The sequence below is a fragment of the Amycolatopsis sp. NPDC003865 genome (genome assembly GCF_053605345.1).
In genome coordinates this window covers 1-11,244 of the sequence record NZ_JBSGJA010000029.1, presented here as the reverse complement: position 1 = coordinate 11,244, position 11,244 = coordinate 1, and the positions used below count along the sequence as shown (strand labels likewise).

Genomic DNA, 11,244 nt, shown 5'->3' with positions numbered 1-11,244 from the left:
CGGAGCTTGTCCTCGTTGCTCATGAGATCCCCAGTTCTTCATCGAGCACGGCGAAGAGCTCGTCGTCGGTGGCTTCGTCCAGGTCGGCGGCTTCGGCGGTGGTCGTGTTCGCCTCGGTCCACTTGCGCACCAACGCGTCCAGGCGGGCGGTCACCTTCGCCGTCGAGCCGTTGAGGGAGCCCGCGCCCGCGAGGAGCGCCTCCAGGCGGTCGATCTCGGCCAGCAGCGAGTCCGCCGCGCCGCGAGCCGGGCCCAGCAGGGCGTGCAGCCGCTTGGCCAGCGCCGCCGGCGTCGGGTGGTCGAACACGATCGTCGCCGTCAGCTTCAGGCCGGTCAGGGCACCCAGCTGGTTGCGCAGCTCCACCGACGTCAGCGAGTCGAAGCCCATCTCCTGGAAGGCGCGCTCCGGCTCGACGAATCCGAGGCCCAGCACGGCCTTGACCTGCCCCGAAACGACTTCGAGGAGGTACGCCTCGCGCTCGGACTCCGGCAACGCGGCCAGGCGGGCCGCGACCGCGCCGTCGGTCTTCGCGGCCGTGCGGCGGGGTGCTTGCCGGACCATGCCGCGCAGGACCGGCGGCAGGGAGTCCGCGCGGGACCGCAAGGCCGCGAGGTCCAGCTTCACCGGCGCCAGCACGGCGTCGTCGGCGACGAGACACGCGTCGAACAGCGCGAGGGCGTCGGCCGTCGCCATCGGCGGGGTGCCGAGGCGGCGCAGGCGGCGGAAGTCGGCTTCGGTGAGTTCGCCGGCCATGCCGCCGTCGTCGGCCCACGCGCCCCAGCCGAGGGACGTCGCCGGGAGGCCCTGGGCGTGGCGGTGCCGGGCCAGCTCGTCGAGGAACGCGTTGGCCGCGGCGTACCCGGCCTGCCCGGCGGCCAGCACGGTGCTCGCGGCCGAGGAGAACAGGATGAACGCGTCGAGGCCCTCGGTCAGCTCGTGGAGGTGCCAGGCGCCGTCGACCTTGGGGGCGAAGACGCGGTCAAGTTCGGCATCGGTGAGGCTTTCGACGCGGCCGGCGGACGGAACACCCGCCGCGTGCACGACCGCCGTCAGCGGGACACCGTCGACCAGCTTGGCCACGGACGCCCGGTCGGTGACGTCGCAGCGCGCGATGGTCACCTCGGCGCCGAGACTCGTCAGCTCCTCGCGCAGCTCGGCTGCCCCGGGCGCGTCGGCGCCGCGGCGGCTGGAGAGCAGCAGGTGCCGGACGCCGTGGTTCGTCACCAGGTGCTTCGCCACGACGGCGCCGAGGCCGCCCGTGCCGCCGGTGATCAAGACCGTGCCGTCGGGGTTCCAGCCCAATTCGCCGGACGGCGCCGCCGCGACCAGCCTGGGGACGTAGGCCTTCCCCTCGCGGACGGCAACTTCGGGCTCGCCGGTCGCCAGCCCTGCTTCGACGTCGCCGTCGATGAGGACGAACCGGCCCGGGTTCTCGGCCTCGGCCGCGCGGACCAGGCCCCACACCGTCGCGAGCGCCGGGTCGACGTCTTCACCGTCGACCGACACCGCGCCACGCGTGACGACGGCCAGGCGATCCTCCGAGTTCCGGATGGCGTCGAGCACCTGGCGCGTGACCGCGCGGGCTCGTTCCGGCACTGTGCCATCCACAGTGGACACATTGAGGACTGTCGCCACGGTGGTTTCTCCCGCACCGACGGGCTCCCAGGCGGTGCGGAAGAGCGAACTCGGGGCCAGCTTGTCGAGGGAGATCGGCCGGGCGGCCAGGGAGTCGACCGTCAGCACCGGAAGCCCGGTGGCGTCGGCGATCCGCAGCGTGATGGTGTCCGGGCCGGTCGGCGACACGTGGACGCGGACCTCGCCGGTGCCGGCGGCGTGCCAGGTAGTGCCGCTGAACGCGAACGGCAACATCGGCTTCGCGTCACCGTCCTCGGGCGCGGGGCCGAGCAGCTGGGCGTGCATCGCGGCGTCGAACAGCGCCGGGTGCAGGCCGTAGTCGCGGGCGTCTTCGGGGAGCACGACCTCCGCGTAGACGTCGTCACCGTGCCGCCACATCGCGCGCAGGCCCTGGAACGCCGGGCCGTAGTCGTAGCCCAGGTCCGCGAGCTGCGCGTACGGGTCCGTCAGCGGGATCTCGGTGGCTCCGGCGGGCGGCCACTCGGTGAGGTCGAACGCCGGCGCGGCCGCCTCGGCCGTGAGGAACCCTTCGGCGTGCCGGGTCCACGCCTCGTCGCCGTCGGGTCGCGAATGGACGGTCACCCGGCGACGGCCGTCCTCTTCGGATTCGAGGGTGACCTGCAGGGCCGCGCCCGTGGTCAGGGCGAGCGGGGCGTGCAGTGTCAGCTCGTCGAGGCCGGTGTAGCCGATCTCGTCGGCGGCGGCGCGGGCCAGCTCGACGAAGGCCGTGCCCGGCACCAGGACCGTGCCGAGCACGACGTGGTCGGCCAGCCACGGCACGGTGTCCGTCGACAGCCGGCCGGTGAGGACGATCGTGTCCGTCTCCGGCACCCGGACGACCGCACTGAGCATCGGGTGGCCGGCGGCCTGCTGGCCGTGGTCCCCGGCGTCACCGGTCGCGGTGGTGGCGGGCAGCCAGTAGCGGGTGCGGCGGAAGGCGTACGTCGGCACCTCGACGCGGCGCGCACCGGGGTAGAACGCTTGCCAGTCCACGGGAATCCCGCGGGCGTGCAGCGCGGCGACCGCCGTGACGACGGTGTGGGTCTCGTCGCGGTCCGGGCGCACGGCCGGGACGAAGGCGAGGGTGTCGTCGTCCAGCGCGGTGCTCGCGGCGGCCGTCAGGACCGGAGCCGGGCCGATCTCGACGAACGTCTTGACGCCGTCCTCGGCGAGGGCGCGGACGCCGTCGGCGAACCGGACGGTCGCGCGGACCTGCTCCACCCAGTACTCCGGCGAGGTCAGGTCGGCGCCGATCGTCACAGTCGAGGTGATCGGGATTTCCGGCTTGGCGTAGGCGAGTTTCGCCGCCACGGCCGCGAACTCGGCCAGCATCGGCTCCATCAGCGGCGAGTGGAAGGCGTGCGAGACGCGCAGCTTCTTGGTTCGCTCGAAGTTCGCGGCGACGGCGGCGACGGCGTCCTCGGTACCCGAGACGACCAGCGAGACCGGGCCGTTGATCGCGGCGATGCTCACGCCGTCGGTCAGCAGCGGCGTCACCTCGGCCTCGGTGGCCGGGATGGCGACCATCGCCCCGCCCGCGGGCAGGGCCTGCATGAGCCGGGCGCGGGCGGCGACGAGCGTGCAGGCGTCGTCGAGCGAGAGGACGCCGGCGACGTGCGCCGCGGCCAGCTCGCCGATCGAGTGGCCGAGCAGGTGGTCGGGCCGCAGGCCCCACGACTCGAGGAGCCGGTACAGCGCGACTTCGAACGCGAACAGCGCGGGCTGCGTGTTCCCGGTCTGGGCCAACGCATCGGCGTCGTCCAGGACCGCGCGGTCGAGACCCAGGCGGGTGCACGCGGCGTCGAGGGCTTCGGCGAACACCGAGTACTTCGACAGCTCGCGGCCCATGCCGGCGCGCTGGGCGCCTTGGCCGGTGAAGAGGAAGGCCGTGCGGCCGGTGCCACGGCGGTCCCGGACGACGTTGGGCGCGTCCTCGTCGTTCGCGAGTGCTCGCAGGCCGGCACGCAGCTCTTCCGGTCCGCTTCCCACGACGACGGCTCGGTGGTCCAGCGCCGAGCGGGACGTGGCCAGCGAAAACCCGATGCCGGTCAGGTCTCCTTCGTGGTCCACGAGCTGCCGCGCCTGGGCCGCGACGGCGTCCGCCGTGTCGGCCGAGACCGGCCACGCGACCACGGGAACGCCTGCTCCGGCGGGCGCTTCTTCCGCGGGTCCGGCCTGCTCGATGATGACGTGGGCGTTGGTGCCGCTGATGCCGAACGACGACACCGCCCCGCGGCGGGGCCGGCCGGCCTCGGGCCAGTCGCGGGCCTCGGTGAGCAGCTCGACGGCGCCGGCCGACCAGTCGACGTGCGGCGACGGCGTGTCGACGTGCAGGGTCTTCGGCAGCACGCCGTGGCGGATGGCCTGCACGACCTTGATCACGCCGCCGACCCCGGCCGCGGCCTGGGTGTGCCCGATGTTGGACTTGAGCGAGCCGAGCCACAGCGGTTCTTCGCGGTCCTGCCCGTAGGTCGCGAGCAGGGCCTGCGCTTCGATCGGGTCGCCCAGCTTCGTGCCGGTGCCGTGGCCCTCGACGAGGTCGACGTCCGTTGTGGACAGTCCGGCGGTGGCGAGCGCCTGCCGGATCACGCGTTGCTGCGCGGGTCCATTGGGGACGGTCAGGCCGCTGGAGGCACCATCGGAGTTCACCGCGCTGCCGCGCACGACGGCGAGGACGTTGTGCCCCAGGCGCTGGGCGTCGGAGAGGCGTTCGACGACGAGGACGCCGACGCCCTCGCCCCAGCCCGTGCCGTCGGCACCGGCGGCGAAGGCCTTGCAGCGGCCGTCGTCGGACAGGCCGCGCTGCTCGGTGAAGTAGACGAAGGTCTCGGGCGTGGCCATGACGGTGACGCCGCCGACGAGGGCCAGCGAGCAGTCACCGCGGCGCAGCGCCTGCGCGGCCCAGTGCAGGGCGACGAGCGAGGACGAGCACGCGGTGTCGACGCTGACGGCGGGACCTTCCAGCCCGAGCGCGTAGGCGACCCGCCCGGAGACGACGCTGCCGGCGGCGGCGTGGCCGAGGTAGTCGTGGTACATGACGCCGGCGAAGACCCCGGTGCTGCTGCCCCGCAGGGTTTCGGGCACGATGCCGGCGCGCTCGAGGGCGGTCCAGGAGGTCTGGAGCAGGAGCCGCTGCTGGGCGTCCATGGAGAGTGCCTCGCGCGGTGAGATCCCGAAGAACTCGGGATCGAACTCCGCGGCGTCGTACAGGAAGCCGCCTTCGCGGGTGTTGGTGGTGCCGGGCTGTTCGCCGGCCGGGTCGTAGAGCCGGTCGAGCGGCCAGCCGCGGTCGGCCGGGAAGGCACCGATGCCGTCGGTCCCGGTGCGGACGAGCTCCCAGAGGTCCTCGGGGCTCCCGACGCCACCGGGATACCGGCAGTCCATGCCGACGATCGCGATGGGCTCGGAGTCGCGCCGCCGGACCTCCTGCAGGGCACCTTTGGCCTCCCGCAGATCGGCGGTGGCGCGCTTGAGGTAGTCGAGCAGTTTCCGCTCGTTTTCGGCGCTCACGCCATTACCCCCGTTCCGGCGCGAGGCCGGGAAATGGCAGGAAAAACGGTACTCACGTAATCGACCACCTAACCGCGAAAAGGGTGGAAGGTGCCACGCCGAAAACGCTACCGACGGACTTTCGGCCAACCCACCCCTAACGGCCCCACACTTGCCGGCCCGCCGCCCCGAGCGGCGGACTCGCTACGCGCCGGTCAGCTCCACCACCACGTCGCGCGGTGCCGGCAACCCCGCGATCTCCTCCCGCAGCGTCTCCGCCGCCCCCCGCAGCGAAGCCAGTTCGGCCACGGCCGAAGCCGGTCCCACGCGCCCCGCCCCCACCGCGGCGATGCGCGCGCCGATCGGTGTCTCCGTCAGGGACAGCTGTGGCAGGCCGAAACTCGCTGCCGCGAGGGCGAGCGAAGCGTCACCGTCGTGGACGACCGCCGTGCACGTCGGCAGGACCGCCGCCGGTGGGGCGGCGTCGACCAGGCGCACGTTCGGCGGCATCGTCACCCCCGCCGGGATGCTCGCCGGGTCCGTCGCCCACACCACCTCCGCGTCCAGGTCCGCGACCGCGTCGAACACCGGCCCGGCCAGTGCCGCGTCCGTCAGCGACAGCAGTACCCGGCTCCGCCTCGCCTTGCGCCGCAACCAGCCCGGCACCTCGACCGGCCCGAAGTACGGCACGTGCCGGATCGGGCGGGCATCGGCGACGGGATCCCGCAGCGACGGCGGCACCGTGTCGAAACCTGGGCCGGACTCGTCCAGCGGGCCCCGCAGCCGGACCGCCCCAGCCCCCACCGAGACCGTCGCGTCGGACACCACGACCGCGGGCCGCCACAGCTCGGCGAACTCCGCCAGGTCGAGGTCGGCCGCCACGCAGCCGGTCGTGAGGATCTCGCCGACGAACGACGGCTCGCCGGCGATCTTCACGTCGTGGCCCGCGGTCCGCAACGCCCACGCCAGCGGGACCAGGTTGCGCAGCCGCGCGGGGGACGACGGGGCGGCCAGGAGTACGCGCATGGGAATCCACTCCAGAAAAGGAAACCGGGCCGGCCCGGTGCGGACAGTCGAATTCGACACTATCCACACCGGGCCGGCCCGCTAACCCCTACAAATCGCTACTGCCCCGGCAATGTCACCGCTTCGATCGGGCTGCGCCGCATCGCCAGCCGCGCGGAGAGCACGGTGACCGGCCAGACGATCACGAACACCGCGGCGACGACCGCGAGGAACACCCACACCGGGCCCACCGGCACGATCGTGCCGGACGAGAGCGCCATGGGAATGATGGTGAACAACGAAATCGCCGTGCCGAGCACCAGGCCGAGCACGGCGAGGATGCCGCCCTCGATCAGCAGCATCGACCGGACCTGTCCCCGCCGCGCTCCCGCGAGCCGCTGCACGCCGAACTCACGGCGCCGCGAAAGCACCGCCACGGCGAGCGTGTTCACCGCCGCGATCGCCGCGTAGGCGATGGCGAGCACGGCCAGCAGGTAGTGGATCATCGCCTCCATGTCGGCGATGGCCGCGAAGCTCTCCTTCACCGCGTCGGAGTCGCCGACGACGGCACCCGGCCAGTTCGCCGTCGCCGTCGTGACCGCCGAGACGACGGCGTCCGCGTCCTGGCCGTCCGCCGCCCGCACCAGCAGCCGGTTCGCCACGCCCGGTGTCGTGTGCGGGGCGAGCAGCGCGGCCGGCAGCACGATGCTGGGGTAGCCCGACGGGCTGTCCAGCAACGCGACGATCTTCACCTTCGCCTGCGCGCCGTCGCCGAGCCGCAGCGTGATCCCGTCGCCGAGCTTGAGGTCGAGGTCGTCCGCGACGCCTTCGGGCAGCGCGACCGTGTCGCCCGTGAGGTCCCCGAGCGAGCCGGACGTCACCGGCGTCGCCAGGACCCCGTTCGGGTCCCGGACGTCGAGGCCGAGCAGCCGGCCCGGGTCGCTGCCGTTGCCGTCGTAGGGCTCTTCGATCCAGCCCTGGCTGGTCACCAGCGGTGACACCGACCCGACGCCGGGCGCCTGCCGGACGGCCTCGGCCAGCGCGGGCGAGACCGCGCCGGTCCCGCTGGTCACCACGGCGTCGGCCCGCAGCTGGCCGGCGTAGGCGTCGACGATGGCCCGCTGCTGCGTGGTTTCGGCGTACACGTTGCCGAGCGCGACCGCGGTGGCGAGCGTGATCGGCGTCAGCACCGCGGCGAACGCCACCGCCCGGGTCCGCGAGTTGATCACCGCGAGGACCGCGTCGCGACCGCCGACCCGCCGGATCAGCGGGCCGAACCGGGTGGCGACGAACGCCAGCAGCTCCGGGCCGATCAGCGCGACGGCGATCGAGCCGGTGAGCACGGCGGCACCGCACACGGCCGAGGTGATGTCCACCGGCGTGAACAGGCTCGCGACGGCCAGCACCACGGTGGCGCCCGCCAGCACCTTCGCGCCGAAGCGGCGCACGTCGCCGACCTTCGCGGGCGGGATGGCCGCCTCGGCCAGCGCCTGCAGCGGCCGGGCTCGCGCCGCCGGCAGCGCGGCGAACCACGCGGCGGCGAACGAGATCGCGAGCGACAGCACCAGGCCGCCGCCGAAGGCGATGATCCCCTGCTGGAACTCCAGCTGGGGCGGCAGCATCCCGTGCCCCGTGGTGAAGCCGAAGATCTCCGTGCCGACGAAGCGACCGCCGGCCAGCCCGGCGAGCGCGCCGAGCGCCGCCACGACCATCGTCTCGGCGAGCACCATGCGGTGCACCTGGCGCGGGACCGCACCGGTGGCCCGCAGCAGCGCGAGCTCCTGCTGCCGCTGCCGCACGGTGAGGCTGATCGTCGCCGACACCACCAGCGCCATCACCACCAGGACCATGCCGCCGAACACGCCGGCGAGCAGGATCAGCGGCAGCTGGGCGCCGTCGATGCCGGGGAACTCCGCGGCGCCGCGGTCGGCGCCGGTCAGCACGGTGAGGCCGGGCACCTGCTCGGCGATCCGGGCGGCGAGCTCGCCGGCGTCGACTCCGTCGGCGGGGAAGACGCCGGCCAGGTCGACCGTGCCGGGGTGCACCGAGAACTGCTGGGCGTCGGCGGGTGAGAAGAACAGCGCGGGCACGGCCGTGTCCGCGTGCGCGATCCCGGTGACCACGAAGTCCCGGGGCGCCGCGCCGTTCACGGCGATGGGCACCTGGCCGCCGGCGCGCACGCCGGCCGCCGCGGCCGAAGCTTCGTCCAGGACGACCTGGCCGGTCACCCGTGGCTGCGCGCCGTCCACCAGTGAATAGGGAGCCAGCGCGGCGGAGTCCCAGCCGTGCCCGGCCAACGGGGCCTGCGCACCCTGCGGCCCGGCCGACGTGACGACCACGGCGGCGAAGGTGGTGTCCGGCACGACCTGCCGCACGCCGGCCACGGCCGCGATCTTGGCGATCCGGTCGGCCGGGATGCCGGCCCGCTCGCCGTAGGGGACGACCTCGGACTCCTCGTCGGGCAGCTTGAACCCGGCCGAACCGCCGACGACGACCGGCGCGGCCGCCAGCCGCTGCGGCTGGGCGTCGAGGCTCAGCGCGGTTTCGAACAGCCCGCCGCAGGCGATCAGCAACGAGCAGCCGACGAGGACCGCGACGAACGTCGCCAGCGAGGCGGCCGCGCGGAACCGCAGGCTGGCCAGTGCCAGCCGCAGCACCACCCGCCGCGGGTTCACCGTCGCCCCCTCGCCTGCTTGGCCCGGGCGCCGAGGCGCGCCAGCTCGGCGGCGACCATCTCGACGGCCGGCGCCGCCATCTTGGTCACGATCTGCCCGTCCACCAGGAAGAGCACCTCGTCGGCGAACGACGCGGCGACCGGGTCGTGGGTGACCATGACGATCGTCTGGCCGGCGTCGGCGAGCTCGCGCAGCAACCCGAGCACCTCGAGCGCGGTGGACGTGTCCAGCGCACCCGTCGGCTCGTCGGCGAACGTCACCGCCGAGCGGCCGGCGAGCGCGCGGGCGATCGCCACGCGCTGCTGCTGGCCGCCGGACAGCTCGCCGGGACGGTGCCGGACCCGGTGCGTCAGGCCGACCCGCTCGACGACCTGGGCGATCCACGCCCGGTCCGGCTCCTTGCCCGCGAGCAGCATCGGGAGCGTGATGTTCTCCTCGACGTTGAGCGCGGGCATCAGGTTGAACGACTGGAACACGAACGCCACGTGCTCGCGGCGCAGTTCGGTCAGCTGGGTTTCGGTGCGGCCCCGCAGGTCGACGTCGACGAGCGTGACGCTGCCCGAGTCGGGCCGGTCGAGCCCGGCCGCGCAGTGCAGCAGGGTGCTCTTGCCGGACCCCGACGGGCCCATCACCGCGGTGAAGCTGCCGGCCGGGAACTCCACGCTGACCCCGGCGAGCGCCACCACACCGCTCTCGCCGCGCCCGTACGTCTTCTTCACCGAGTCCAGCCGGACGGGCGACCCGGTGGTCGTCATGGTCGTCATCCCCGGGTGACCCGTCCGTTCGAGCGGGAGCGGGTCGCGTAGTACCACGGCACCACGATGAGCGCGCCGCCGATCAGCGGCCAGATCCAAAACGGCGAGTGCAGGCTGAGCGTCGCGAAGCACATGATCAGCCAGACCAGCAGGTTGATGCCGACGGCCGCCAGCCACACGATCGCGATCACTTTGAGGGCGGTGTTCCGCCCCGCGGTTTCTGTCGTCCCGGCCATGTCGGCCCCCGATCTCAAAAACTGTGTATGGATTACACAGATTAACGCACGAAGGGCCCCGGGGGAACCGGCACCCCTGCCGGATCAGGGGTGGATCATTCGCCGAGGCGCATCCGGCGGTCCCGCTCGCGCATGGACCACAGGCCGAGCACGAGCAGTCCGCCACCGAGCGCCGGCCACAGCACCCAGGGCTCGTCCCACTGGCCGCTGACCATCCCGAGGGTGAGGTAGACGGCGAGGTCGGCCAGGGTGACCAGGCACCAGATCGCCAGCCCGACCCGCGGGGCGGCCTCCAGGACCGGCGGGACCGCGGAGCCGGACCGCCCGGCGACCGCACTGTCCAGCTCCGCGTGCGTCGTGGCCTCCCGCACCCGGGCGAGCCGGATCTCGGCGTCGGGGCACCGGCCCTCGGCGCGCTCGTGCTCGATCCGCGTGGCGGCGAGCTTGCGATCGAGTTCGGTGACCCGCGTACGCTCCGGCCACAGGAGCCGGCCGACGGCCTCGACCACCGGCCTGTTCTCGATCACGTCCGCTCGCCCTCCGCCCAGATCAGTGTAAGACTCTCACAGTTTACTGCCGAAAGCACTCGCCAGGGAAGACGCACCATGCTGGACAGGGACACGACGCCGGAACTGCCGCCCGGAACGGCACTGGCGTGGGGAGCGACACCACCACCGCGCCGCGGCCCCAAGCCGGCGTACACGGTGGCGCAGATCGTCGCGGCGGCGGTGGAGCTCGCCGACGCCGACGGCCTCGCCGGCGCCTCGCTCCCCAACATCGCCCACGAGGTGGGCGTCACGACGAACGCGCTTTACCGGTACGTCAGCTCGAAGGAGGAGCTGACGGTGCTGCTGGCCGACGCCGGCTGGGGACCGCCGCCGTCCGGGCTGGCGTCGTCGGGCGACTGGCGGTCCGACGTCCGCGCCTGGACCCGGGCGGTGGTCGAACGGCTGCTGAGCCGGACGTGGCTGCTGGACCTCCCGATGCGCGGCGACCCGGTGACCCCGCACCGGCTGGCCTGGACGGAACTGCTGCTGCGCGCGTGCGCTCTCGCCGGTGTCGGCGAAGAGCACCTGCCGGGGTGCGTGACGATGGTGTCCGGGTTCGCCCACGCGACAGCCGTCCGGCTGGCCACCCCGGCCACCCCGGCCGAGACGGCCGCGGTGCGGGACCACCTCGCACCCCACCTGGACCGGGCCGGCTCGGTCCGGCTGGCCGCACTGGTCGCCGGCGGCCGGTACCCGGCGACGGCCGAGGACCACGACGCCTTCTTCGCCGCCGGCCTCGAACCGGTGCTGGCCGGGGTGGCGGGCGTCGCCGGTCGTGAGTGAGAAACAGTGTTCTAACCCTGTTTCTCACTCACAGCCCGGCGATTCCGGCCTGGTTTCGCCGCCCCGCACCCTGGCATCGTCGAACGCACACGCACCGTGATCGCCGGGACCACCCCG

General features: G+C 73.5%; 6 protein-coding genes and 1 pseudogene. 1 reads left to right on the top strand and 6 read right to left on the bottom strand.

Translation table 11 applies throughout. The features are described from left to right. Positions 1–19: 19 nt before the first annotated feature. From ACWEVP_RS43630 to ACWEVP_RS43605, 6 genes and pseudogenes are all read right to left on the bottom strand, one after another. A pseudogene (locus tag ACWEVP_RS43630) lies at positions 20–5,122 on the bottom strand (SDR family NAD(P)-dependent oxidoreductase); the annotation flags it as partial. 207 nt (positions 5,123–5,329) lie between these two features. Continuing rightward, the gene (locus tag ACWEVP_RS43625) at positions 5,330–6,151 is read right to left on the bottom strand and encodes a nucleotide disphospho-sugar-binding domain-containing protein (protein ID WP_452068475.1); all 822 of its coding nucleotides are present in this window, start codon (positions 6,149–6,151) and stop codon (positions 5,330–5,332) included. A 98-nt stretch (positions 6,152–6,249) separates the two neighbouring features. Further along, complete coding sequence (locus tag ACWEVP_RS43620) at positions 6,250–8,805, bottom strand: FtsX-like permease family protein (protein ID WP_452068474.1); 2,556 nt, start codon at positions 8,803–8,805, stop codon at positions 6,250–6,252. After that, entirely contained in the window at positions 8,802–9,560 is a 759-nt protein-coding gene (locus ACWEVP_RS43615; RefSeq protein ID WP_452068473.1) for an ABC transporter ATP-binding protein, read from the bottom strand. The genes ACWEVP_RS43620 and ACWEVP_RS43615 overlap by 4 nt, the downstream gene beginning before the upstream one ends. Positions 9,561–9,565: 5 nt before the next feature. Next, on the bottom strand, positions 9,566–9,796 hold the full coding sequence (locus ACWEVP_RS43610) for a hypothetical protein (protein ID WP_364464953.1): 231 nt from the start codon (positions 9,794–9,796) through the stop codon (positions 9,566–9,568). Positions 9,797–9,891: 95 nt separating this feature from the next. Beyond that, positions 9,892–10,323: a hypothetical protein gene (locus ACWEVP_RS43605; protein ID WP_452068472.1), complete on the bottom strand. Its 432-nt coding sequence runs from the start codon at positions 10,321–10,323 to the stop codon at positions 9,892–9,894. A 78-nt stretch (positions 10,324–10,401) separates the two neighbouring features. On the opposite strand from ACWEVP_RS43605, the gene ACWEVP_RS43600 reads away from it, so the two are divergent. Then, a complete protein-coding gene (locus ACWEVP_RS43600) occupies positions 10,402–11,127 on the top strand; it encodes a TetR/AcrR family transcriptional regulator (protein WP_452068471.1) in 726 nt (241 codons plus the stop codon). Positions 11,128–11,244 lie beyond the last annotated feature (117 nt).

Bases quoted from the DNA above. Each gene is read 5' to 3' on its own strand.
- ACWEVP_RS43615 (WP_452068473.1), bottom strand. From the start codon at position 9,560: ATGACGACCACCGGGTCGCCCGTCCGGCTGGACTCGGTGAAGAAGACG.
- ACWEVP_RS43610 (WP_364464953.1), bottom strand. From the start codon at position 9,796: ATGGCCGGGACGACAGAAACCGCGGGGCGGAACACCGCCCTCAAAGTG.
- ACWEVP_RS43600 (WP_452068471.1), top strand. From the start codon at position 10,402: ATGCTGGACAGGGACACGACGCCGGAACTGCCGCCCGGAACGGCACTG.
- ACWEVP_RS43625 (WP_452068475.1), bottom strand. From the start codon at position 6,151: ATGCGCGTACTCCTGGCCGCCCCGTCGTCCCCCGCGCGGCTGCGCAAC.